23 protein-coding genes are annotated in these 24,386 nt (G+C 65.1%); 12 read left to right on the forward strand and 11 right to left on the reverse strand.

From position 1 onward, the window contains the following. Positions 1–104: 104 nt before the first annotated feature. The 5 genes from CV770_RS24855 to CV770_RS24875 form a co-directional block, all read right to left on the reverse strand. Complete coding sequence (locus CV770_RS24855; protein WP_026201637.1) at positions 105–986, reverse strand: 3-hydroxybutyryl-CoA dehydrogenase; 882 nt, start codon at positions 984–986, stop codon at positions 105–107. A 210-nt stretch (positions 987–1,196) separates the two neighbouring features. Continuing rightward, entirely contained in the window at positions 1,197–2,141 is a 945-nt protein-coding gene (locus CV770_RS24860) for an electron transfer flavoprotein subunit alpha/FixB family protein (protein ID WP_104464230.1), read from the reverse strand. Further along, positions 2,141–2,890 carry an electron transfer flavoprotein subunit beta/FixA family protein gene (locus tag CV770_RS24865; protein WP_104464231.1) on the reverse strand — a complete coding sequence of 250 codons (750 nt, stop codon included), beginning with the start codon at positions 2,888–2,890 and terminating at the stop codon, positions 2,141–2,143. The genes CV770_RS24860 and CV770_RS24865 overlap by 1 nt, the downstream gene beginning before the upstream one ends. 126 nt (positions 2,891–3,016) lie before the next feature. Further along, entirely contained in the window at positions 3,017–3,589 is a 573-nt protein-coding gene (locus tag CV770_RS24870) for a cob(I)yrinic acid a,c-diamide adenosyltransferase (protein ID WP_104464232.1), read from the reverse strand. Positions 3,590–3,591: 2 nt separating this feature from the next. Next, the gene (locus CV770_RS24875) at positions 3,592–3,786 is read right to left on the reverse strand and encodes a twin transmembrane helix small protein (protein ID WP_091960239.1); all 195 of its coding nucleotides are present in this window, start codon (positions 3,784–3,786) and stop codon (positions 3,592–3,594) included. Between the two features lie 295 nt (positions 3,787–4,081). Between CV770_RS24875 and CV770_RS24880 the strand changes: the two genes are divergently transcribed. Next, on the forward strand, positions 4,082–4,975 hold the full coding sequence (locus CV770_RS24880; RefSeq protein ID WP_091960235.1) for a YihY/virulence factor BrkB family protein: 894 nt from the start codon (positions 4,082–4,084) through the stop codon (positions 4,973–4,975). Here the strand turns inward: CV770_RS24880 and CV770_RS24885 are convergent. The 3 genes from CV770_RS24885 to CV770_RS24895 all read right to left on the reverse strand — a co-directional run bounded on the left by CV770_RS24885 (position 4,902) and on the right by CV770_RS24895 (position 7,995). Continuing rightward, positions 4,902–6,194, reverse strand: coding sequence for an ATP-binding protein (locus tag CV770_RS24885; protein WP_104464233.1), 1,293 nt, complete (start codon positions 6,192–6,194; stop codon positions 4,902–4,904). The genes CV770_RS24880 and CV770_RS24885 overlap by 74 nt on opposite strands. A gap of 104 nt (positions 6,195–6,298) precedes the next feature. Next, positions 6,299–7,168, reverse strand: coding sequence for a tRNA glutamyl-Q(34) synthetase GluQRS (gene gluQRS, locus CV770_RS24890; protein ID WP_201760021.1), 870 nt, complete (start codon positions 7,166–7,168; stop codon positions 6,299–6,301). Further along, positions 7,168–7,995 (reverse strand): nucleotidyltransferase domain-containing protein, encoded by an 828-nt coding sequence (locus CV770_RS24895; RefSeq protein WP_245453856.1) that lies wholly within the window; start codon positions 7,993–7,995, stop codon positions 7,168–7,170. The genes gluQRS and CV770_RS24895 overlap by 1 nt, the downstream gene beginning before the upstream one ends. Positions 7,996–8,118: 123 nt before the next feature. Between CV770_RS24895 and CV770_RS24900 the strand changes: the two genes are divergently transcribed. Continuing rightward, complete coding sequence (locus CV770_RS24900; RefSeq protein WP_104464236.1) at positions 8,119–8,772, forward strand: DNA-3-methyladenine glycosylase family protein; 654 nt, start codon at positions 8,119–8,121, stop codon at positions 8,770–8,772. Between the two features lie 97 nt (positions 8,773–8,869). Here the strand turns inward: CV770_RS24900 and CV770_RS24905 are convergent, their stop codons facing one another. Beyond that, positions 8,870–9,757 (reverse strand): LysR family transcriptional regulator, encoded by an 888-nt coding sequence (locus CV770_RS24905; RefSeq protein WP_091960223.1) that lies wholly within the window; start codon positions 9,755–9,757, stop codon positions 8,870–8,872. Positions 9,758–9,937: 180 nt separating this feature from the next. On the opposite strand from CV770_RS24905, the gene CV770_RS24910 reads away from it, so the two are divergent. The 6 genes from CV770_RS24910 to CV770_RS24935 all read left to right on the forward strand — a co-directional run bounded on the left by CV770_RS24910 (position 9,938) and on the right by CV770_RS24935 (position 17,429). Next, positions 9,938–10,909: an NAD(P)H-dependent flavin oxidoreductase gene (locus CV770_RS24910; protein ID WP_104464261.1), complete on the forward strand. Its 972-nt coding sequence runs from the start codon at positions 9,938–9,940 to the stop codon at positions 10,907–10,909. Positions 10,910–10,944: 35 nt separating this feature from the next. After that, on the forward strand, positions 10,945–12,129 hold the full coding sequence (locus CV770_RS24915) for an ABC transporter substrate-binding protein (RefSeq protein ID WP_104464237.1): 1,185 nt from the start codon (positions 10,945–10,947) through the stop codon (positions 12,127–12,129). Positions 12,130–12,152: 23 nt separating this feature from the next. Then, positions 12,153–13,679: an acyl-CoA synthetase gene (locus CV770_RS24920; RefSeq protein WP_104464238.1), complete on the forward strand. Its 1,527-nt coding sequence runs from the start codon at positions 12,153–12,155 to the stop codon at positions 13,677–13,679. 164 nt (positions 13,680–13,843) lie between these two features. Then, the gene (locus CV770_RS24925) at positions 13,844–15,619 is read left to right on the forward strand and encodes a flavin-containing monooxygenase (protein WP_104464239.1); all 1,776 of its coding nucleotides are present in this window, start codon (positions 13,844–13,846) and stop codon (positions 15,617–15,619) included. Positions 15,620–15,679: 60 nt separating this feature from the next. Further along, positions 15,680–16,657, forward strand: coding sequence for a peptidyl-alpha-hydroxyglycine alpha-amidating lyase family protein (locus CV770_RS24930; RefSeq protein ID WP_104464240.1), 978 nt, complete (start codon positions 15,680–15,682; stop codon positions 16,655–16,657). Between the two features lie 214 nt (positions 16,658–16,871). Further along, entirely contained in the window at positions 16,872–17,429 is a 558-nt protein-coding gene (locus tag CV770_RS24935; protein WP_018316280.1) for an HNH endonuclease, read from the forward strand. A gap of 9 nt (positions 17,430–17,438) precedes the next feature. Here the strand turns inward: CV770_RS24935 and CV770_RS24940 are convergent, their stop codons facing one another. Both CV770_RS24940 and CV770_RS24945 read right to left on the reverse strand, forming a co-directional pair. Continuing rightward, on the reverse strand, positions 17,439–18,908 hold the full coding sequence (locus CV770_RS24940) for a GH1 family beta-glucosidase (protein ID WP_104464241.1): 1,470 nt from the start codon (positions 18,906–18,908) through the stop codon (positions 17,439–17,441). Positions 18,909–18,910: 2 nt separating this feature from the next. Further along, positions 18,911–19,912 carry a glycoside hydrolase family 16 protein gene (locus tag CV770_RS24945; RefSeq protein ID WP_104464242.1) on the reverse strand — a complete coding sequence of 334 codons (1,002 nt, stop codon included), beginning with the start codon at positions 19,910–19,912 and terminating at the stop codon, positions 18,911–18,913. Positions 19,913–20,150: 238 nt separating this feature from the next. Here CV770_RS24945 and CV770_RS24950 point away from each other — a divergent pair, with 238 nt between their 5' ends. The 4 genes from CV770_RS24950 (at position 20,151) to CV770_RS24965 (ending at position 24,335) form a co-directional block, all read left to right on the forward strand. Further along, entirely contained in the window at positions 20,151–20,372 is a 222-nt protein-coding gene (locus tag CV770_RS24950; protein ID WP_018316283.1) for a dodecin, read from the forward strand. 174 nt (positions 20,373–20,546) lie between these two features. After that, positions 20,547–22,451 (forward strand): sensor domain-containing diguanylate cyclase, encoded by a 1,905-nt coding sequence (locus CV770_RS24955; protein ID WP_201760022.1) that lies wholly within the window; start codon positions 20,547–20,549, stop codon positions 22,449–22,451. 136 nt (positions 22,452–22,587) lie between these two features. Then, positions 22,588–23,631: a helix-turn-helix domain-containing protein gene (locus CV770_RS24960; RefSeq protein WP_104464243.1), complete on the forward strand. Its 1,044-nt coding sequence runs from the start codon at positions 22,588–22,590 to the stop codon at positions 23,629–23,631. Positions 23,632–23,687: 56 nt separating this feature from the next. Next, positions 23,688–24,335, forward strand: coding sequence for an HAD family hydrolase (locus tag CV770_RS24965; RefSeq protein WP_104464244.1), 648 nt, complete (start codon positions 23,688–23,690; stop codon positions 24,333–24,335). The last annotated feature ends 51 nt before the right edge of the window (positions 24,336–24,386 follow it).

The following is a 24,386-nucleotide window of genomic DNA, read 5'->3' on the forward strand; positions in this document are numbered from 1 at the left end:
GCCGTAGGGTGGGCAAAGCGAAGCGTGCCCACGCAATTTTTGCGACCGAGAGAGATGGTGGCACGGCGCAAGTGCGCCTTTGCCCACCCTACGGCACCGCCGCCTTATCGCGTCGGAACCGGCTTGGCGCCGCGGTAGTCGTAGAAGCCGCGCTGGGTCTTGCGGCCGAGCCAGCCGGCCTCGACATATTTCACCAGCAGCGGGCACGGGCGGTACTTGGAATCGGCCAGCCCTTCATGCAGCACCTGCATGATGGAGAGGCAGGTATCGAGGCCGATGAAATCGGCCAGCTCCAGCGGGCCCATCGGATGGTGGGCGCCGAGCTTCATGGCCGCGTCGATCGCCTCGACATTGCCGACGCCTTCATACAGCGTGTAGATCGCCTCGTTGATCATCGGCAGCAGGATGCGGTTGACGATGAAGGCCGGGAAATCCTCGGAGACCGCGACCTGCTTGCCGAGCTTGGCAACGAATTCCTTGGACGCCTCGAAGGTCTGGTCGTCGGTGGCGATGCCGCGGATCAGCTCCACCAGCTCCATCAGCGGCACCGGATTCATGAAGTGAATGCCGATGAAGCGCTCGGGCCGGTCGGTGGCGGCGGCAAGCCGGGTGATTGAGATCGAGGACGTATCGGAGGCGACGATTGCCTCGGGCTTCAACACGGCGCAGAGCTCGTGGAAGATCTTGCGCTTGACCTCTTCCTTCTCGACCGCGGTCTCGATCACGAGGTCGCAATCGGCGAGGTCGTCCAGCTTCTCGGCGGACGTGATGCGCGCCATCGCCTTGGCCTTGTCGTCCTCGGAGACGGCCTTCTTGGAGACCTGGCGCGCCAGATTACCGTTGATGGTGGCCATGCCCGACTTGAGGCGATCAACCGAAACGTCGTTGAGCACCACGTCGAAGCCGGCCAGCGCCGCAACATGCGCGATGCCATTGCCCATCTGACCCGCGCCGATCACGCCGACCTTCTTGATCACTGCCGCCATCTTGTCATCCACCGGAACGGCGCGCGACGAGCGCACCTGCCTATCCCCCGAGCCGGGAGGTCTGATTTGATCAGAAGCTTGATTTAATCAGAACCCGGGCTCGAAACCTAGATTGGATCGCTTCCCCGGCGTGCCCCACGCCAAAGAAAACGCTTCAGAAATGAAACACCGGCCGGAGTTTATGCCTCCGGCCGGTGTTTTTGGCGTCTTTTATTTGCCGAGCTTGCCGAGTTCGGCCGTCAGCTCCGGAACCGCCTGGTAGAGATCGGCGACCAGGCCGTAATCCGCAACCTGGAAGATCGGCGCGTCCTCATCCTTGTTGATCGCGACGATTACCTTGGAGTCCTTCATGCCGGCCAAATGCTGGATGGCGCCGGAAATGCCGACGGCGACATAGAGCTCGGGGGCCACGACCTTGCCGGTCTGGCCGACCTGCCAGTCGTTCGGCGCATAGCCGGCGTCGACCGCCGCACGCGAGGCACCGACACCGGCGCCGAGCTTGTCGGCGAGCGGCTCGATGTACTTGGCAAAATTCTCGCGGCTCTGCATGGCGCGGCCACCGGAGACGATGATCTTGGCCGAGGTCAGCTCGGGACGGTCGCTCTTGGCGACCTCCTCGCCGATGAAGGACGACAGGGCCGGATCGGCCGCCGCCGCGACGGTCTCGATCGCCGCGCTGCCGCCCTCGCCGGCTGCGGCGAAGGTGGAGGTGCGGACCGTGATGACCTTCTTGGCGTCCTTGGACTTCACCGTCTGGATCGCGTTGCCGGCATAGATCGGGCGCTCATAGGTGTCGGGAGCGACCACCTTGATGATCTCCGAGACCTGCATGACGTCGAGCAGGGCGGCGACGCGCGGCATCACGTTCTTGAAGCGCGAGGTCGCGGGCGCGACGATCGCATCATAGCCGGAGGCCAGCGAAACGATCAGCGCGGCCAGCGGCTCGGCGAGATCGTGGGCGTAGAGCTCGCCGTCGGCGAGCAGCACCTTCTTGACGCCGGCAAGCTTGGCAGCGGCATCCGCCGCGGCCTTGGCGTTCTGGCCGGCAACGAGGACCTCGACGTCCGCGCCGAGCGCGGCGGCCGCGGTCAGGGCCTTGTTGGTCGCATCCTTGAGCGACGCATTGTCGTGTTCGGCAATCAGCAGCGTCGTCATCAGAGCACCCCGGCTTCGTTCTTGAGTTTCGACACCAGCTCGGCGACGTCCTTGACCTTGACGCCCGCCTTGCGGCCGGCCGGCTCCGTCGTCTTGACGACCTCGAGACGCGGAGCGACGTCGACGCCGTAATCGGCGACGGTCTTGTCCGCGATCGGCTTCTTCTTGGCCTTCATGATGTTCGGCAGCGAGGCATAGCGCGGCTCGTTGAGACGCAGATCGGTGGTGACGATCGTCGGTCCCTTCAGCTTCACGGTCTGGAGACCACCATCGACTTCGCGGGTGACCTTGAAGTCAGAACCTTCGACCTCGAGCTTCGAAGCGAAGGTCGCCTGCGACCAGCCGAGCAGCGCAGCCAGCATCTGGCCGGTCTGATTGCTGTCGTCGTCGATCGCCTGCTTGCCGAGAATGATCAGGCCGGGCTGCTCTTCGTCAGCAATCTTCTTCAGGATCTTGGCGACCGCGAGCGGCTCGACGGTGCCCTCGGCCTTCACCAGGATGCCGCGATCGGCGCCCATGGCAAGACCCGTGCGGATCGTCTCCGACGCCTGCGCCGGTCCAATGGAGACCACCACGACTTCGGTCGCCTTGCCGGCTTCCTTCAGGCGCAGCGCTTCTTCGACTGCGATTTCGTCGAACGGGTTCATCGACATCTTGACGTTGGCGAGTTCAACGCCCGATCCATCGCCCTTGACGCGGACCTTGACGTTGTAATCGACCACCCGCTTTACCGGCACTAAGACCTTCATCGATCCTCTTTCACTCAATTTGGGAGGGGGGTTATCAACTGGCGCGGAACCTAAAGGCCTGATCTGCCCCGGTCAACGCGCGAACGAGCCTAATTTTAGCCCTCTGAAATGCGAGAGCTCGATGGGTCAGCGGTTCTGGCCCGGAACCCAGAGCACGTCGCCGGCGCCATTCGCGTTGGCGGCCCGGCTGGCCACGAACAGGAAGTCCGACAGGCGGTTCATATATTGAATGCCAGCTGCGCTGACCTGCTCCCCGGGTCGGGCCGCCAGTTCCACGATCACCCGTTCCGCCCTGCGGCATATCGTGCGCGCCACATGGAGATGGGCAGCAGTCGGCGTGCCGCCGGGAAGCACGAAGGAGGTCAGCGGCGCGAGCTTGTCGTTGAGCGCATCGATGTCGCGCTCGAGCCGTTCGACCTGGCTCGTCACCACCCGCAGGCGCTCGGCTTTGCCGTCACGATCCGGAACCGCAAGGTCGGCGCCGAGATCGAACAGATCGTTCTGGATACGGCCCAGCATCGCGTCGAGCTCGGGGGCATCCTGGGTATGGAGCCGCACCACGCCGATCGCGGCATTGGTTTCGTCGACCGTGCCATAGGCCTCGATACGCAGATCGTATTTTGGGCGGCGCTCGCCCGAGCCGAGGGCCGTCGTGCCGTCGTCACCGGTCTTCGTGTAGATGCGATTCAGTACGACCATGATTACCGCCCCATCGCCCAGACCGCGAGCATTGCGATGACGATCGCCACGAACTGAAGCAGCACGCGCCAGCGCATCAGCTTCTGCGAAATGTTGGGCGAGCCGCCGCGCATCATGTTGATGAGCCCAAGCAGCAGCACCAACGCCACGGCGCCGGCTGCCGCCGGCAGGATGAAAGTCGTCAGGAGAGATGCCATTGGGGGGTGATAACACCGTGCGCGCCGGTCCGCCATGGTGCCGCGGCAGCCTCCGGCGTCGTTCCGGGCGATGCGAAGCGTCGAGCCCGGAATCCATCGGGTCACCCCTACTGCGGCGAAATGGATTCCGGGCTCGCGCTGCGCGCGCCCCGGAATGACAGCGAGGCGCTTCGCGAACTGGCTTTTGGGGCAAGAATATCAGATGGTAGCGCGATGATTTCCGATTTGCGCCCATTGCCTATTCTCCTGACCTCTCCCTTCGTGCGGGGAGAGCGAGCAGCGGTGTAGGTGCCACGTGAAAGCCATCCGCTACATTTACTGCGTCTTGGAGGATGCGTTCTATACGTTCCTGGCCGATGACGGATGGGCGATCGCGAGCCATATCGCGCTGTCGACCCTGATGGCGTTGTTCCCGTTCCTGATCGTGCTGACCTCACTCGCGGGCTTCTTCGGCTCCAAGGAACTCGCCGACCAGGCCGCCAGCCTGATGCTGCAGATCTGGCCCAAGCAGGTCGCCGATTCGATCTCGGGCGAGGTGCACGACGTGCTGACCACGACCCGCACCGGCATTCTGACGATCGGCGCGGCGCTGTCGGTCTATTTCGCCTCCAACGGCGTCGAGGCCCTCCGGGTCGCACTCAATCGCGCCTATGCGGTGGTGGAGATGCGGCGCTGGTACTGGCTGCGTCTGGAATCGATTGTCTACACGCTGATTGCGGCCTTCACCGCGCTCGCCATGGCGTTCCTGATCGTGCTCGGTCCGCTCTTGATCGAGGCGGCGCGACGCCATATCCCGCTGTTCGTCGAGTCCAACGAAAGCATCCTCACCTGGCTGCGCTACGGCATCACGATCGGTGCGCTGGTGGTGGCGCTGATCATCCTGCACGTCTGGCTGCCGGCGGGACGGCGCGGCTTCCTCCAGATCCTGCCCGGCATCGTCTTCACCATCGTGGCCTCGCTGATATCAGGCATCGTGTTCGGACAATATCTGGCGCGCTTCGCCAACAATTACGTGACCATGTATGCGGGGCTCGCCTCGGTGATCATCGCGCTGGTGTTCCTTTATTTCATCGCCGCGATCTTCGTTTACGGCGGCGAGCTCAATGCCGCGATCATCAAGTCGCGGCTTCCTCACGGCGTGTCGCTTCAAGCAGCGCAGTCGCTAGCGCCCGCGGAGACACAGGCTTAACCAGGAAGGCGTCGGCGCCGGCCTCGCGCGAGGCCGCCTCGTCCTCGCCGCGGCCGGACACCCCGATGATCGGGATCTGAGCCAGCGGCGCCTCCATGGTGCGGATCCGCCTGATGGCCTCGACGCCGTCGATGCCCGGCAGCACCATATCCATCAGCACCGCATCGAACGCCCCTTGCGCCAGCCGGCCGACGGCGTCCTCGCCGCGCCCGATGAACTCGGCATGATGGCCGAGCTCGGTCAGAATCGTGTTGAGCACGACGCGGCCAAACGGATTGTCCTCGACGCTGAGGACGCGCAGCGCCGCGACCGCATCTGCCTCGGCTTCACCCTTCGCCTTGCGGGATTTGCGCGGTCCCGCCGCATCGAGCGACACCGTCAGCGTGAAGGTAGCACCACCGCCGCGGCGCGGTGCGACGGTGATGTCGCCGCCCATCGCGCGCGCCAATTGCTTGACCGAGGACAGACCCAAGCCGGCGCCGCCGAAGCGCGAGGCGATGGTGACATTGGCCTGAGTGAACGGGCGGAACAGCCGCTTGATCTCGGCCATGGTGAGACCGATGCCGCTGTCGGACACTGCGAAGGCGACGCCGACCCTGCCCTTCTCTTTTGGCTTCTCTTTTGGCTTGCCTTTCGTTTTGCCTTTGGCAGGACGCCAGGGCGCGACCTCGAGTGCCACGCCGCCCTGGTCGGTGAACTTCACGGCATTGTCGATCAGGTTCTCGAGCGCGGCGCGCAGGCGGACGGGATCGCCGACCACGAGGCCGGGGAGCTTGTCGGAGATCTCGACCTGGGCCTGGAGACCTTTGGCCGCGGCACGGCCGGCCAGTGAATCGCCGGCGCTGCGGGCGAGCGTGCGGAGATCGAACAGGTCCTGCCGCAGCGTACTTCCGGCCTTGCTGGCCCCCTTGCCGGTTCTGGCGGCATCCACGAACAGCGTAGCAAGGCTCGCCAGATGCTCGGCACCGGCCTTGATGGTGTCGGCCCAGCGCCGTTCCCGCTCGCCGAGATCGGAGGTCGCGAGCAGGTCGCTGATCGCCAGAATGCCGGTCAGGGGGGTGCGGACCTCATGGGCAAAGGCGGCGAGCGCGGCCTGGACCACGTCCGGCGCGACCGCCTTGGTGCTGCGCTTGCGCAACCCGCCGGTCGTCCCGGACCGCTTCCGAGGCGGTCGCCTGGACGTCCGCGTGGTGCGCGCTGGGCGCTTTTTCGCCGCCATAAATCCCCTTCGAAGTATCCCCTTCGAACCCCGGGCTGTCGGCCAAGCATGGCACGGCGGAACCCCCGGAGTCACGGCGGCGTTTGGCTAACCCCCAGAGAAACTTAACCTAATCCCACCAGCTGACGGATGTCGGCAGGCGCCATGCCGGCCGCGCGCAAGGCGCGCAGACCGGTCGAGCCGCTCGATTTCGACAGCTTCCGCCCCTCGCTGTCGCAAATCAGCCGGTGATGGCGGTAGGCGGGTTCGGGCAGGCCGAGCAGGACCTGGAGCAGGCGGTGGACGGCGGTGGCGTGAAACAGGTCCTGGCCCCGCACGATCTCGCTGACGCCCTGGAGCGCGTCATCGACGACGACGGACAGGTGGTAGCTGGTCGGCGTCTCCTTGCGCGCCAGGATGACGTCACCCCAGGCCTCGGGCCGCGCCGGGACCGTGCTGCGCTCGCCATCAGGCCCCTCGCCCAGCTCATTCCAGGTCAGGCCGGCAACGCGCCGGCAGGCCGCCGTCACGTCGAGCCGCAGCGCGTAGGGCACGCCCGAAGCGATCAGGCGCGCCCCCGCGTCGGCAGGCAGCGATTTGGACTCGCCGGGATAAAGCGGCGCGCCGTCGGGATCGCGCGGCCACGGCCCGTCAGCCTCGCGCGCGGAAACCAGCTTTGCGATCTCGGCGCGGCTTTCGAAGGCGGGATAGACGAGCCCGAGCGCCGACAGCTTGTCCAGCGCGGCGCGATAATCAGCGAGATGCTCCGACTGCCGCCGCACCGGGGTCTCCCAATCGATTCCGAGCCAGGCCAGATCCTCGTAGATCGCCGCCTCGAATTCCGGCCGGCAGCGCGTCGTGTCGATGTCCTCGATCCGCAGCAACAACCGACCGCCCGACTCGCGCGCGCGGTCGAAATTAAGGAGCGCCGAATAGGCGTGGCCGAGATGGAGGTGGCCGTTCGGGCTCGGAGCGAATCGGAAAACGGGTGGCATCAGCCGAGCCGGAACGGAAGGGTGGTGCCGTTCTCCCGCTCGAGGCGCTCCACGACGCCGCGATAAAACTGATCGGCCCGAAGGACCATCTCTTCCGAAGCACCTGCTGCACCTGCCTCGAACGTCCCGCGCGCAAGCTCGAATTCCGAATCGATGAAGCCGGCTACTGCAGACGGCAAGGGTGCCGAGCCGAGTTCGTGCGTCACCGCCTTCCGTTCCATGAGACCGGCGATCTCCGCCCTCAATTCGCCCGGCGGATCACACTCCTCCATGAGGGTCGGGAAATGCATCGGCGCGACGGCTTCCGCGGGACGCATGCGCAGCCATCGCAAGGCGGCAGCAGGTCGAAGTGCATAGAAGATCTTCTTTTGCGGAACGCTCGTCCCGTCGCCGAAATAGACCCGTCGCTGCCGCTCGCCCAGATGAAGGTAGTGACGGCAGACGGCCTCCCGGCTCGCCGCCTCTCTGGCAAATGCCAGAAACTCGTCGCGAAACCATGCTTGTCCCCGGTACACGACCGGAGAGCACAGCCATTCCACGATCACCGCATTGCCCTTCAGCAGGAGCTGCAGAGCCTTGCGCAAATCCCATCCATTAGCGTCGAGATCCGCCTCGAACGGAAGCTCGATGACATCGCGACTCACCCAAGGCGTAATATGATCGACTGCACGGCGCACATAGACAAAACGGCAATCATAGTCGCTGTCCGGAGAGGCAAAGCCCCAGGCCCGGCTTCCGCTCTCGATCGCCAGCGGCAAGAAGACGCGATGCTCGTCGACGACACGATCGAGCATGACATCGATCAGGGCGACCTTCTCGACGTCCATCTCCACAGGAATACTTCTCAAAGTCATTCGGCACTTCCGGGATCGCGATAGTATGGTCTTAATCTCATCGTCCGGAACCGTCCACAGGACGCGAAACCCGCATCGCCGCAAGCCAGTGTCACCATGACCATCCACCTCGAAACCCAATCCGATCTCGAAGAGGCCGTCCAAGCGCTGATCAAGCGGGATCCCCGCCTCAAACCCGTGTTCGAGATCGCGGGCATGCCAGCCTTGCGGCGGCGCGAGCCGGGCTTTGCGGGGCTTGCCCACATCGTCTGCGGGCAGCAGCTGTCGACGGCGAGCGCCGCGGCGATCTGGGGACGGCTGTCGGCGGCCTTCGATCCGTTCGACCATGACGCGGTGCGCCGCGCCCGCGCTGACCGGCTGGGGCGGCTCGGCCTGTCGGCCGCCAAGATCAAGACGCTGAAGCATCTCGCGCGCGAGATCGGCGCGCAGCGGCTGAACCTCGACGTGCTCGCCGAGGAGGATGCCGACGCCGCGCATCACACGCTGATCGCGCTGCCCGGCATCGGCCCCTGGACCGCGGACGTCTATCTCCTGTTCTGCCTCGGTCATGGCGATGCCTGGCCGGCCGGCGACCTCGCCGTGCAGGAGGCCATCCGCGTCGGGCTCGGCCTGAAGGCGCGCCCGACGGAGAAACAGATGGCGCCACTCGCCGAATCCTGGCGTCCCCTGCGCGGCGCGGCAGCGCATCTGTGGTGGAGCTATTATCGCGCGGTGAAGAAGCGCGAGGGCGTGCTCGCCGGCTCGGGCTAAAGCGCGACGCGATCAGGATGAAACGTCATCGCGCTTTAGGTTGTTGTTTAAGCATGATCTTTTCGGAAAACCGCTGCGCACTTTTCCGGATCATGCTTTAGCCCCGCAGCCTCGCGCGGTCGGCCCGGGCGCATTCGGCGACGAAATCCACGACGGCGCGCACCGCCGGGAGCTCGACGAGGTCGGGATGGGCCAGCAGCCACAGGTCCGCCACGCTGGCGAGCTTTTGCGGGGCGACGCGCACGAGGTCGGGATAGCTTTCCGCGACGAAACAGGAGAGCGCCGAGATCCCAATCCCGGCGCGGACCGCCGCCAGCATGTCGCCCTGGGAAGAGCAGCGCATCACCACCCTGGCCTGCCGCGTGACGACGTCGCTCCAGCGCGCAAGCTGTGCATTGGACGCCTGGTCGGCGAAGCCGACGACGCTATGCTCCTTCCACTCGCCGCGCCGTTCAGGCAAGGACCGCCCCGCGGCATAATCGCGCGAGGCATAGAATCCGGTCCCAAGGCGGCCGATCTTGCGGCCGACCAGGTTTTCCTCGCCGCTGTCAAAAGGCCGCAGCACCACGTCCGCCTCACGCCGGCGCACGCTCGCCGGAAACGGGTGGGTGATGATCTCGAGCTGGACATGATCGTGCGCACGCAGGAAGGCAGGCAGGCGCGGCATCAGCCAATGCGAGGCCAGCGTCGCGCCGATCGAAAGCTTGACGATGCCGCGCGCCTTATGTCCTCCGGCCGCGACCGCGGTCTCGGCCCGCAGCGCCGCCGCCGCCATGGCCTCGGCGTGCTCGCGCAATGTCCGTCCATCCGCCGTCAGCGCCAGGCCGTCGGCGGCGCGGGCCACCAACCTGGTGCCGAGCTGAGCTTCCAGCGCCGCGATCTTGCGGCTGACGGTGGGATGGCTGGTGTGCAGCCGGCGGGCGGCGGCGGTGAAGCTTCCGGTATCAGCGACCGCGACGAAGGTCTTGCAAAGATCCCAGTCCAATCGGCACCCCTGTTCATATCTGAATGGCTATCCGTTCATTATTGAACGACCGGAGCGCGCCGTCCAACCTTATAGTGGGTTCAAATCCGCAACACGGGCGGCAATCGCCCGCGCGACAATCAACAGGGAAACGCCTCGTCCTCCGCCGCCGGCAGGGCCCGCTTTTCCAGGGAGGATATGATGGCGCTGCCCGCTCTCTTGAAGGATTCGCTCGCGCTGCCCGTGGTGGGCTCGCCGCTCTTCATCGTCTCTGGACCGGAGCTCGTGATCGCCCAGTGCAAGGCGGGCGTCGTCGGCTCGTTTCCGGCGCTCAATGCCCGTCCGGTCGAGAAGCTGGACGAGTGGTTGAGCCGCATCGAGGACGAGCTCGGGCAATACAAATCGCTCAATCCGGGCAAGAAGGTCGCGCCCTACGCGGTCAACCAGATCTGCCACGCCTCCAACGACCGCCTGATGAAGGACATGGAGACCTGCGTGAAACATCGCGTCCCCATCATCATCACCTCGCTGCGGCCGCCAGCGGAGATCGTCGAGGCCGCGCATTCCTATGGCGGGCTGGTGTTCCACGACGTCATCAACGTCAAGCATGCGCGGAAAGCGGCCGAGCACGGCGTCGACGGCTTGATCCTGGTCTGCGCGGGCGCCGGCGGGCATGCCGGAACGCTCTCGCCCTTCGCGCTCGTGCGCGAGGTCAAGCAATGGTTCAAGGGCACGATCCTGCTGTCGGGCGCGATCAGCGACGGCTTCGGCATCGCCTCCGCGCTGACACTGGGCGCCGACCTCGCTTATATGGGCACGCGTTTCATCGCGACCAAGGAAGCCAACGCCGACGAAGCCTACAAGTCCGCGCTGACGCAGCATGCCGCGCACGACATCGTCTACACGAACCTGTTCACCGGCGTGCACGGCAACTATCTCGGCCCCTCCATCGCCGCCGCAGGACTCGATCCGGACAATCTGCCGGTGGCCGACAAGACGAAGATGAATTTCGGCTCAGGCGGCAACACCAAATCAAAGGCCTGGCGCGACATCTGGGGCTCGGGCCAGGGCATCGGCCAGATCACCGACGCGCCTGCCGTCGCCGACCTGGTCGACCGGATGAAAGCGGAGTTCGATCGGGCCCGGCAGGATTTCCTGCGCGCCAGCGCCTGACGTCTCGGACTGACAAGAAAAAACGGGAGGACACCATGAAGCTCGCAGCCGCATTGATCGGCATGTCGTTGCTGACGCTCGGCGCCGGCAGCGCCCACGCCGAAGGCAGCGCCGAGATCCGCATCGGGCAGACCCTGCCCTATAGCGGCCCGGCCTCTGGCTTCGGCGCGATCGGGCGGACGCAGGAGGCGTTCTTCGAGAAGATCAATGCCGAAGGCGGCATCAACGGCCGCAAGGTCAAGTTCATCACGCTGGACGACGCCTATTCGCCGCCGAAGACGGTCGAGCAGACCCGCAAGCTGGTCGAGCAGGACGAGGTGCTGATGATGTTCGGCTCGCTCGGCACCGCCACCAACAGCGCCGTGCAGCGTTATCTCAACGCCAAGAAGGTGCCGCAGCTGTTCGTGCTCTCGGGCGCCACCAAATGGGCCGAGCCGCAGAAGAATCCGTGGACGATGCCGGGGATGGCGGCCTACGAATCCGAGGGCGTGGTCTATGCCAAATACATTCTGCAGACCAAGCCCGACGCCAGGATCGCGATCCTGGCGCAGAATGACGATTTCGGTCGCGACTATGTCGCAGGCTTCAAGCGCGCGCTCGGAGCCAAGGCGGCCGGCATGATCATCGCCGAGCAGACCTACGAGACCAGCGCGCCGACGATCAGCTCGCAGCTCTCGACCCTGAAGGCCTCGGGCGCCAACGTGCTGTTCGGCGTCGTGCTCGGAAAGTTCACCTCGCAGATGGTCAAGGGCGTGGCCGAAATCGGCTGGAAGCCCGAGCTGTTCTTCGTGCCGACCTCGGCTTCGTCGATTTCGTTCCTGGAGCCGGCCGGGCTCGACAACGCCGTCGGCCTGATCTCGTCGAGCAACCAGAAGGACACGATGGACCCGCAATGGGCCGACGATCCCGGCGTGAAGGAGTATTTTGCCTTCATGAAGCAATACATGCCGAACGCCGACCTTTCCAATTCCAACTACGCGGCCGGCTACCACTATGCGACGCTGCTGATGACGGTGCTGAAGGCGTGCAAAGATGATGTCAGCCGCGACAACATCATGCGCCAGGCGGCCTCGCTGAAAGAGGTGAAGCTGCCGCTGCTGCTGCCGGGAATATCGGTTACGACCGGCGCCGACGATTATCTGCCGTTCCAGCAGCTTCAGCTCCGCCGCTTCAACGGCAAGAGCTGGGTCGGCTTCGGCGACGTGCTGGACGATCGCTAGGCTCGCGCGGGAAAGGACACGCCATGATCATCAGCGGCGAGCGCCGGATCAGCTATGACGAGATCCAGTCACGCATCAGGCGGGCGGCGAGCGGATTCCGCGCCCTGGGCCTGGCCGAGGCCGCGCCGGTTGCGATGATGCTGCGCAACGAATTCGCCCTGTTCGAGGTGGTTGCGGCCTCCGCCGCACTCGGTAGCCCGGTGGTGCCGATCAACTGGCATCTGAAGGCCGAGGAGGTCCGCTACATCCTGACCGACAGCGGCGCGAAGATACTGGTCTGCCACGCCGACCTGCTGCCGCAGATTCGCGACGGCGTGGCGCCGGATGTCCGCCTCCTCGTGGTCGCGACGCCGCCCGAGCTGGCGGCGACCTTCGCCATTGCCCCGGAGCTGACCGCGGTCCCGGCCGGACTGACCGATTGGGAGCGCTGGCGCGACGGCCATCCTGAAGCCCAGGAACCGCCGCGCCGGGCCGCGGCAATGATCTACACGTCGGGCACGACCGGGATGCCGAAAGGCGTGCGGCGCATGCCGATGCAGCCTGAGCAGGCGGCCGCTTCCGAACGCGTCGGAGCGATCGCCTATGGCATCAAGCCGCGGGACAACCAAATCGTGCTGATCAACGGGCCGATGTATCACTCGGCGCCGCATTCGTACGGCATGATGGCGTTCCGCAACGGCTGTACCGTCATCCTCCAGCCGCGGTTCGACGCGGAGGAGCTGCTGGCCCTGATCGAGCGTCACCGCGTGACGCACATCCACATGGTCCCGACGATGTTCGTGCGGCTGCTGCGGCTGCCCGAGGCGGTCAGGCGGCGCTACGACCTCTCGTCGCTGCGCTTCGTCGTGCACGGGGCTGCGCCCTGCCCGCCCGAGGTGAAGAAGGCGATGATCGATTGGTGGGGACCGGTCATCAACGAGTATTTCGGCTCGACCGAGACCGGGATCCCGGTGTGGCACTCTGCCGAGGAGGCGCTGAAGAAGCCCGGCACCGTCGGCCGCGCCATCGAAGGCGGCATCGTCAGGATCTTCCGCGACGACGGCAGCCCGTGCAACGCCAACGAGGTCGGCGAAATCTACATGCGCCAGACGGCGGTGCCCGATTTCGATTATCACGGCAAGGCACAGGCGCGCGCCGAGGCGGGGCGCGACGGCCTCGTCAGCGTCGGCGACGTCGGCTATCTCGACGAAGACAGCTATCTGTTTCTGTGTGACCGCAAGCGCGACATGGTGATATCAGGCGGCGTCAACATCTATCCCGCCGAGATCGAGAACGCGCTGATCGGCATGCCCGGCGTGCGCGATTGCGCCGTGTTCGGCATTCCCGACCCGGAATATGGCGAGGGGCTATGTGCCTGCATCGAGCCCGACACCGGCGAGCAGCTCTCGGCCGCCGCAGTGCAAGCTTTTCTGCGCGAGCGGCTGGCGAACTTCAAGGTGCCGAAGGAGGTCCGGTTCCTGGATGCGCTGCCCCGGGAGGCGACCGGAAAGATCTTCAAGCGCAAGCTGCGCGATCCCTATTGGACCGGCCGCGGTCCGGGCGGCGCTTAGACCTTCTCCGGCCGGCGTCCGCGCGAGTGGAATGCCAGGCCATATTCCGCCCGAGCAGGGCTGCATGCCTGCCTCGCTCGGGTCCACAGCTTTTGGCGGGCGAGGAAACCGTATAGCGTTCGATCTCAGAGGAAACGCCGCGAAAGACGGCCAAGAGGTCGCGCATGCTCGACAAGACCAAGGATCTATCCGCGTGCGCCCAGGCCTGGCTCGATGAATTCGAGCGCGCGCTGGGCAGGCCCGATCCCGCCACGCTGGACCGCCTCTTCCTCGCCGACAGCTTCTGGCGCGACGTGTTGGCGCTGAGCTGGAACCTGCAGACGATCGCCGGCCGCGAGATGATTGTGCAAGCGCTCGACGCGCTCGCGCCCGAGGCGGCACCAGTCAATTTTAGGATCGCGCCGAACCGTGCGCCGCCGCGCTGGGTGACGCGTGCCGGCACCAACACCATCGAAACGATCTTCACGTTCGAAACCGCGACCGGCCGTGGCAGCGGTATCCTGCGGCTGATTCCCGACACCGCCGACGGCGACCGCCCGAAGGCCTGGACGTTGCTCACCGCGCTCGACGAGCTCAAGGGATTCGAGGAGCAGCTCGGCACGTCGCGGCCGCGCGGCCAGGCCTATTCCCGCGATTTCCGCGGGCCGAACTGGCTCGATTTGCGCAGCGCCTCGCGCGACTATGCCGATCGCGATCCGGCCGTGCTGGTGGTCGGCGGCGGCCAGGCCGGGCTCGCGATCGCAGCCCGGCTGAAGCAGCTCAAGGTCGATGCGCTGATCGTCGATCGCGAGATGCGGATCGGCGACAATTGGCGCAAGCGTTATCACGCGCTCACCCTGCACAACCAGGTGCAGGTCAATCACCTCCCCTACATGCCGTTCCCGCCGAACTGGCCGGTCTATATCCCCAAGGACAAGCTCGCCAATTGGTTCGAGGCTTACGTCGAGGCCATGGAGCTGAACTTCTGGACCGGCACCGAATTCGCAGGCGGCGCCTATGACGAGGCGAACGGGCGCTGGACGGTCACCCTGCGGCGCGTCGACGGCAGCACGCGCACCATGCATCCGCGCCATGTCATCATGGCGACCGGCGTCAGCGGCATCGCCAATATTCCTGATATTCCGACGCTCGACAATTTCAAGGGAACGCTGCTTCATTCCAGCCGCTATGAGGATGGCGAGAGCTGGACCGGCAAGCGCGCGATCGTCATCGGCACCGGCAACAGCGGCCACGACATCGCGCAGGATCTGTATTCCAGCGGCGCCGAGGTGACGCTGGTGCAGCGCGCAGCCACGCTGGTCACCAATATCGAGCCGTCGGCGCAGCTCGCTTATGCGACTTACAACGAAGGTACGCTCGAGGATAATGATTTGATCGCGGCCTCGATGCCGACGCCGCTCGCGAAGAAGACGCATGTGATGCTGACCGAGCAATCGAAGCAGCTCGACAAGGAGCTGCTCGACGGCCTCTCGCGCGTCGGCTTCAAGCTCGACTTCGGCGAGGCCGGCACCGGCTGGCAGTTCAAATATCTCACCCGCGGCGGCGGCTATTATTTCAACGTCGGCTGCTCCAACCTGATCGTCGAGGGCAAGATCAGGCTCAGGCAGTTTGTCGACATTGAGGGCTTCGTCACCGAGGGCGCACGGATGAAGGACGGCACCCTCCTTCCCGCCGATCTCGTCGTCTTGTCGACCGGCTACAAGCCGCAGGAATATCTGGTGCGAAAGCTGTTCGGCGAGGCCATCGCCGACCGCGTCGGCCCGATCTGGGGCTTTGGCGACGGTTTTGAGCTGCGCAACATGTATGCGCGCACCAGGCAGCGCGGGCTCTGGTTCATCGCCGGCAGCCTCGCGCAGTGCCGGATCAACTCGAAATATCTCGCGCTGCAGATCAAGGCGATCGAGGAAGGGATTTTGGGGCGTGAGGTGGGCACTGCTTGAGCCCCTCGTCATTGCGCGGATGCAACGAGCACGACAGGAACAACTGAAGGAAGGGAACCCATGCCAGCCATTCTCGGCAGCGGCGAGCACCGCTACCGCGTCGTCGACAATTTCGCGAAACTGCCCGACGGCTGGCAGCTCACCGACGTCGCCTCCGTCGCGGTCGACAGCAAGGACCGTGTCTACGTCTTCAACCGCGGTGCTCACCCGATGGTGGTGCTCGACCGCGACGGCAGTTTCCTGCGCAGTTGGGGCGAAGGGCTGTTCTCGCGCGCGCACGGCCTGCACATCGACGCCGACGACAATCTCTACTGCACCGATGACGGCGACCACACCGTGCGCAAATGCACCACCGACGGCAAGGTGCTGCTGACGATCGGCATCCCCGAGAAACCAGCGCCGTTCATGAGCGGCGATCCCTTCCACCGCTGCACCCACACCGCGCTGTCGCCGAAGGGCGAGATCTACGTCTCCGACGGTTATGGCAATGCGCGCGTGCACAAATTCACGCCGGACGGCAAGCTGCTCAAGAGCTGGGGCGAGCCCGGCACCGATCCCGGCCAGTTCAACATCGTGCACAATATTGCCACCGATGCAGATGGCTGGGTCTATGTCGCCGACCGCGAGAACCACCGCGTGCAGGTGTTCAATGGCGAGGGCAAATACGAGACGCAGTGGAACAACCTGCATCGGCCCTGCGCGCTGTGCTGTTGCGGTGGGACCAAGAGCCCGACTTTCGTGATCGGCGAGCTCGGCCCGGGCCTTGCCATCAACCGCAATGTGCCCAATCTCGGCCCGCGGCTGTCGATCGTGGACGCCAAGGGCAAGCGCATCGCACGCCTCGGCGGCGAGGAAGGGCCGGGTATTGCAAGCGGAAAGTTCCTGGCGCCCCACGGCATCGCGCTGGATTCCAGGGGCGACATCTATGTCGGCGAGGTCGGCGTCACCAACTGGGACACCAGCTTTCCCGACGAGGAGATGCCGGCCGCAGTGCGCGCGACGCGGTGCTTGCAGAAGCTGGAACGGGTACGGGAGTAGCTGCCGCGGCAGGCCGCGACGCGCTGGTCACGGCAGTTCCGCGCCAGCCGCGCACCTCCCCCAAATCGCGGCTTTTTGAGCGCTTTCGCCACCCCGGCGCCGCATTGCTTGCACCTGAATAAGTCGCTCAGCGGGCTTCACAATCCCGTCACGCTGCATGTAGTATGTCAGTACATGCTGCTTCGCAGCGTATATTGGAGGCCGGGAGCGTTACTTGAACGCACATGTCTCGCAAGGCAGTTGGCCGGTGTTGGTGCTGAATGCGGACTTCCGGCCGCTGAGTTACTACCCGCTGTCTCTTTGGTCGTGGCAAGACGCGATCAAGGCGGTGTTCCTCGATCGCGTCAACATCGTCGCACATTACGATCAGGCGGTTCATAGCCCCACGCTGCAAATGCAGCTGCCGAGCGTCGTCTCGCTCAAATCCTTCGTGAAGCCGACCACCCATCCGGCCTTCACCCGGTTCAACGTCTTCCTGCGCGATCGTTTCGCCTGCCAGTATTGCGGCTCGCCCGAAGACCTGACCTTCGATCACATCATCCCGCGCAGCAAAGGCGGCCAGACCACCTGGGAGAACGTGGTCGCGGCATGCTCGCCGTGCAACCTGCGCAAGGGCAATCTCACGCCGGTGCAGGCAAAAATGTTTCCGCGCCAGCACGCCTTCGCCCCGACCGTGCACCAGCTTCACCGCAACGGCCGCCTGTTCCCGCCGAACTATCTGCACGATAGTTGGCTCGACTATCTGTACTGGGATACGGAGCTGGATCCGTAGGGTGCAGTCTCACCCCCCGATCGCGTTCCGTGCCACCACGTCGCGATAGAACGCCGCGCTCAGCTTCGGCACCCTTGCCTGGGTCTCGAAATCGACCCGGTAGAGGCCGAAGCGCTTGCCGTAGCCGAAGATCCACTCGAAATTGTCCATCAGGCTCCAGAGGAAGTAGCCGCGGATCGGCACGCCCTCGGCGGTCGCGCGCTGCATCTGGGACAGGTAATTGCGCAGGAACATGATGCGGTCGAGGTCGTAGACCTGGCCGTCGGCAGAGACTTTGTCCTCGGACGAGGTGCCGTTCTCGCTGATGTAGATATTGTCGATGTTCCAGATCTTTGCCGCAAGGCGCGGCGCCCAGTAGATCACTTCGGGGCCGACCCGCAGCCATTCCGAATTCATGTGCGGGAACGAGGTGGGGAACGGCAGCACGTGGAAGCCGGGCGCGCGGTCGGAAGCCGTGACGTAATATTGCGGCGCGTAGATATTGAGGCCGACGAAATCGTTCGGCGCGCCGATGATCTTCAATTCCTCGGCAGTGAATTTCGGCGCGTCCGCGCCGGCATAAGCGAGGAAACCGTCGGTGTATCTGCCCTCCAGCACCACGCCGAGGAAGCCGGCGTTGAGCTCGCGCGTCGCGATCTCGGCGGCGCGGATGTTTTCCGGCGTCGCGATCGCCGGCACGCAGGCGGCGATGTTCTCGGCCGGGCCGACACGGGTGCCGGTGCGGCCGGAGGCGCGGATCGCCTGCACCGCGAGCCCGTGCGCCAGCGCGACGTGATGGCGCGCCTGGTTGAGTTGCGCGGCCGCCAGCTTGAGACCGGGCGCATCGATCCCCCAGCCATAGCCGAAATTCACGAAACGCCCGACCTCGTTCACGGTGAAGATGTTCTTCACCCGATCGGCCAGACGCGCGGCGACATGCGCAGCGTAATCGGCAAAAGCCTTCGACGTGTCGCTCGACGACCAGCCCCCGACGCGGTCCTGGAGTGCCTGCGGCAAGTCCCAATGGTAGAGCGTCGCGTAAGGCTCGATGCCGTTCGCGAGCAGTTCGTCGACGAGGCGGTCGTAGAAGTCGAGGCCCTCAGGATTGGGCTGGCCCGTCCCATCCGGAAACACGCGCGGCCATGCGATCGAGAAACGGTAGGCCTTGACGCCGAGCGCCTTGATCAGCGCGACGTCTTCCTTGTAGCGATGATAGTGCTCGTTGGCGCGGTCGCCGGTCGAGCCGTCCTCGATCTTGCCGGGGGTGTGGCTGAAAATATCCCAGATCGATTTGCCGCGACCGTCCTCGTTGACCGCGCCCTCGATCTGGTAGGACGAGGTCGCCGTACCCCACAGAAAATCCTTCGGGAACGGCGCCGGCCGGTGACGGTCGGTCGATGCGGACTTCTCATTTTCCGCGGCCCCGGCACCTGCGGCTACGCCCAGCGCGGCGAGGCCCGTGAGCTTGGCAAAACGGCGCCGCGAGAGATCGGCTGACATCGCTATCTCCGTGCCAGCTCCAGATCGATCTGATAGGCCGAAATCCGGTCGATCTCGAATGCGACGCTCGGAGGCGATTCCGCGTCGACCGGACCGACGCCGAGAAAGAACTTCGACCCGATCGCCAGATTGACGATCATGTACATGGGATCGTCGAAGCCGATCGGCACCTTGATGTCGGAGACCGGCCTGCGGTCGATGAAATAGACCAGCCGATCCTCCTGCCACAGCACACCGTAATTGTGGAATACGCTCGAGGCGTCGCCGACCGCGAAATCGAAGCCGCAGGACTGGATCTTCTGGGTCGAGGGAATCCGCCAATGGGTCGTCATCACGAGATCGCCTGGCCGTTCGCCGCGGCCTTCCAGCACGTCGACCTCCGGCGGCCAGCCGCCATCGTCCGCCAGCATCCAGAACGCCGGCCACACCGCATGGCCGACCGGCACCTTGGCACGAATTTCGAAATAGCCGTGCTTCTGGGCGAACGTGCCCTGGGTCGTCAGGATGCCCGAGATGTACTCGTTGTTGAACAGCAGCTGTTTCAATTCCGGCGGCGTTCGGCTGGCGATGATCGACAGCACGCCGTCCTTCACCCTGAACGGATCGAGCCCGAGCGGCGCGGCCGCACGGCCGGCATAGCGCGGATCGACGTAGATCTGCTGCTCGCCATTGGCGCTGGTCTTGCGCTTGAAGTCGGAGCCGTCGCCGCCCCAATAGCGTGCCTCCGGCCAGGCCGCGCCGCCGGCATAATGCGGGACCCAGCGTCCGTTCGACAGCGGATGCTCGTCAAAATCCTCGCTGAAGGTCCGGCGCAGCGGCAGGAACACCAGCGAGGCTGGATTGACCGTGTCCAGGCGGCGACACTCGATGGTGGAAGGATCGGTCGTCACCTGCAGGGCCATGCTCGCCGGCGCGCGATCGAGCTCATCCTGCGCAATACAAGGCGCAGGCAGCACGCCGAGGCCGATCGCAACCAGAGTGCCCCTCGTCCAACGGCCGATCATCACCGCACTCGAAGATGCCACGACATGCGCAGAGGTTAGCTCATCCGTCTTCGCGCGGGCAACCGCGGCATCCGACGCCGGCGGGCGATTTGAAAACCATTCTTCTCGCCTCCGCGCCGGGGCCATCGGGCACTGGGAACCCGAAGCGCCCACGCCCGTTCAGAGTCAACGCCATGCGCTCGCATGCACGTTCCATCGAGCGCGTTTGTCCGCTGCAAGATGAAACAAGGGAAGACCCATGGCCGCAACCGAGAGTGATCATGTCTACAAGATCCTGGACCTCGTCGGATCGTCCGAAACCTCGATCGAGGACGCGATCAAGAACGCGATCAGCCGCGCGTCCAAGACCATCCGCGAGATGAAGTGGTTCGAGGTGGTTCAGACGCGCGGCCACATCGAGAACGGCGCCGTGCGCCACTATCAGGTGACGCTGCGCGTCGGCTTCACCCTGGAGGGATGAGACGGCAGGCGGCAGAACGGAATTGTCGCACTGCGGTAGCGTGGCCCCGCCGATCGGCCCCAACGATGTCACCAATCCTTCCGGTTGATTACGGACCCCGCACAATCATTGCAGATTTTGCAAGAGGCCGTTAAGACGAAAGTGAGAGGTTTGCCCCGATTTGGAGCAAGCCCGATGGTCACGAGCCGCGAATTCGGCAAGACGCGCCTTCCGCTCTGGGCGGCGGGCTTCGTTGGGCTGATCTGCGTGACGATCCTGGGCCTCAGCGCCTGGCGCGAATGGGAAGCTCGCAATGTCGACCTCAGGAACGCCGAGATCGACGTCACCAACCTCGCACATTCACTGATCCAGCACGCGGACGATACGTTCGAGCTGGTCGATACGCTCCTGGTCGGACTGGTCCACCGGCTCGAACTCGACGGGACCGGCCCCGACACGATCACGAAGCTCCAGGCCTATCTGCCGACGCGCAAATCGTCGGACCGCATCCGGGGCATCTTCGTCTATGACGCGACGGGCCGGTGGCTTGCCACGACCGAGCGCCTCGACTTTTCCAAGCTCAACAACAGCGACCGGGAATATTTTCAGCGCCATCGCGACTCCACGGAGACGGGCACGCTGATCGGACCGCCCATCAAGAGCCGCTCCGGGGGCCAGTGGATCATCACGGCGTCCCGGCGGATCAACGATCCCGACGGCGGCTTCGCCGGCGTTGCCCTGCTCACGATCGACGTCAGCTATTTCGTCAAATTCTACGAGCGGTTCGACCTAGGGCCGAACGGCTCGGCATCGCTGCTCAACAATGGCGGCATCATGCTGGCACGCAGCCGAGACGAGAGCGGCGCCTTCATCGGACGCGACCTGTCCAATGCGCCCTTGTTCAAAGGCTGGAAAAGCCGCCCCGCCGAAGCGGTCTATTATTTCAAGTCGCCGCTCGATGGCGTGCAGCGCCTGAGCTACTACCAGCGCAGCAGCCGCTATCCCCTGATGGTGCTGGCGAGCAAGTCCCAAGACGACGTGCTGGCTCCCTGGCGACGCGCCGCCGCCACGCGCATCACCTTCGTCGTCGGCCTCGTCCTGCTGATCGCGGTGATCGGCTCCTACCTGGTCCGTCAGCTCTGGCAGCGACAGCGCATGGCGCAGGCCCTGGTCGCCAAGGAGGCAAATTTCCGGCTGCTGGCCGAGCAATCCAGTGACATGGTAACCCGGATCGGGCTGGATAACCGGCTGCTCTATGTCTCTCCGTCATGCGTGCGCATCACCGGCTGGACCGCCGAGGAACTGCTGAACACGTCGGCCCTGGCCGGCATTCACGCCGACGACATGGAACGGGTCGCTCAGGCCATCACCGCGCTGAAGAGCGGAGAGGCCGAGGAAGCGCGGTTCGTCTATCGCCAGCGTCATCGCGAAAAAGGGGAGATCTGGGCGGAGGCGGCGCTGCACGTGACGGTGGCATCGGACAGCGGCGCGATCGACGGCGTCGTCGCGGTCGTGCGCGACATAACCGAGCAGAAGGATCTTCAGGACAAGCTCGCTTCGCTTGCGAGGACCGACGGTCTCACCGGCCTTGCCAACCGGCGCGCATTCGACGAACGCCTTGCCGACGAATGGGCGCGCGCCCGGCGCGACGGCACGCAGCTTTCGCTCTTGCTGATCGACGTCGATCATTTCAAGAAATTCAACGACCATTACGGACATCTGGCGGGCGACGGGTGCCTGCGCGCGCTGGGCCGGATCCTGTCCACCCAGGCCAGGCGTCCCGCCGACCTCGCGGCGCGCTACGGCGGCGAGGAATTCGCCGTGTTGTTGCCGAACACAGGTCCGGATGGCTGCGTGGAGGTCGCGGAAGCGGTTCGCCAGGCGCTGCACGATCTTGCCATGCTGCATGCGCAGAATCCGCCCTCCCGGCTGGTCACGGTAAGCGTCGGCGCCGCAACCGGACTTCCGTCTCTGACCTCCACGGACTTCAGCACGCTGGTCGCCGCGGCCGACCGTGCGCTCTATGCCGCGAAGGACAGCGGCCGCGATCGGCTGGTGATGTCCGGACAGGTCGTGCCTTGGCCCGCGAAGACCGCGTGACGGAATCCACCTCGACCTCGCTTGCGCACCGATTTCCGAATGCCTACATCCAGACCCGACATTGGCTAGCCGCCGATCTCGAGAAATCAGTTGCATGCGGTCTTCCGCATCGCGAGGGGATGTGGACGGGACTGCGTTGAACGGAAGCACGGCGGCGGACAATCCCGGGCGCGGTCCGGAGGCGCTCGCGCAGTTGCGGGCCATGACGGTCGACATTTGTGAGGTCATTCCGCGCACCGCGGAGGACGACTTCCATGTCACTACGGTGACGAGGATGACCCGCAACGCCCTGCTGATCGACACGCGTGCCACCGACCAGGACTATGACCGCACGCCCGCGCACGTCGCCCGCGGCGTCATGGATCATTTTCAGATCACCCTCTGCGTCGAGGGCGAGATGCAGTTCAGCTCGGGCCGGCGCGAGGTCACGCTGCGGCCCGGCGACATCGTTCTCATCGACATGGCGCAGCCAAACCGAACCGCGCTGCGCGCCGCGGGCGGCCGCACCCATCTGATGTCGATCGTGCTGCAACGCGCGATTTTGGCGCCTCGGCTTGCCCATCCGGATGCGGCGACGGCAACCCTGCTGCCGTCGGATCACCCTCATGCACGCCTGCTCGCCAGCCACTACGCCGCGCTTGCCCTGCCGTCCGAGCCCGGGACGGACACCGCGTCCGGCCATGCCGAAGCCACCGTCGAGGCGATCGCCGATCTCGTGGCGGCCGCCGCCGGCGGGACGGCCGAGATCGTCGCGGGCCTCGAGCGCGCCGAGCGGCACCTCTACCTCACGATGATCAAGCGCCGCATCGCGAACAATCTCGAAACCGATGCGCTCACCAGCGAAGAGCTCTGCCGCCACTTCCATATCTCGCGCGCGACCCTCTACCGGCTGTTCGAGGCCGAGGGCGGGCTTGCGCATTATGTGCGGGAGCAGCGGCTCAATCTCGCGTTTCGGCGCTTGATATCGCCATCCGCGCAGGACGGCCGTCTGATCGATCTCGCCGTCGACATGCGCTTCAGCAGCGATTCCACCTTCATCCGCGCGTTCCGTCGCAAGTTCGGCCTGACGCCGGGCGAATTGAGGGAATTGGCCGACACGTGGCTGCGCGAGACCGGAGCGGTGCCGGCCGTCGACACGGTGCTGCATCAACTGGCGCGGCGGCGCGCATCGCAGCCCTAGCCAGCACCTGATTTGTCGCCCGCGTTCCGGCGGGATATGACTCACGCCAGGGCCGGATGTTCGGCCAATGCGCGAGCGTCGCCGTGACTGATGCCATCAAGCTCGTCCTCTTCGACATGGACAATGTCCTCTGCGACTACGACAGGGCGACGCGCGTCGCCTATCTGGCGGAGCTCGCGGGGACGACCAGCGCGTTCATCCATGAGGCGATCTGGGACAGCGGATTCGAGCTGCTCGGCGATTCCGGCGCGCTCGAGGCCGCCGACTATCTGCGAGGTTTTGGCGAACGCATCGGCTATCCCCTCTCGCTCGATGAGTGGGTGGAGGCCCGGCGTCGATCAATGCAGGCCGATCGCGCGATGCTGAACATTGCCGGAAGCCTGCGAAACACCGTCGATATCGCGGTGCTGACCAACAATACCACGCTGGTTGCCGACCACATCGACACGCTGCTGCCGGAATTGCGCCCGCTGTTCGGCGCCCGGATCTACACCTCGGCGCAATTCAAGACGGCCAAGCCGGACCCGCACTGCTATCGCCTCTGCCTCTCGGAGCTCGGCGTGAGGCCGCAGACCGCCCTGTTCGTCGACGATCTCGCAGCCAACGTCGCCGGCGCGCGTGAGGCGGGCCTGTTCGCGCATCAGCACAACTCCGTGGAGACCTTCAGGCAGGCCCTGTCGGAGTACGGCGTGCATCTCGACTAGGGTGGGCAAAGGCGCGACAGCGCCGTGCCCACGTCTTCAGAATCGTGGGCA

Source organism: Bradyrhizobium sp. AC87j1, from assembly GCF_002936975.1.
GTDB lineage: Bacteria > Pseudomonadota > Alphaproteobacteria > Rhizobiales > Xanthobacteraceae > Bradyrhizobium > Bradyrhizobium shewense.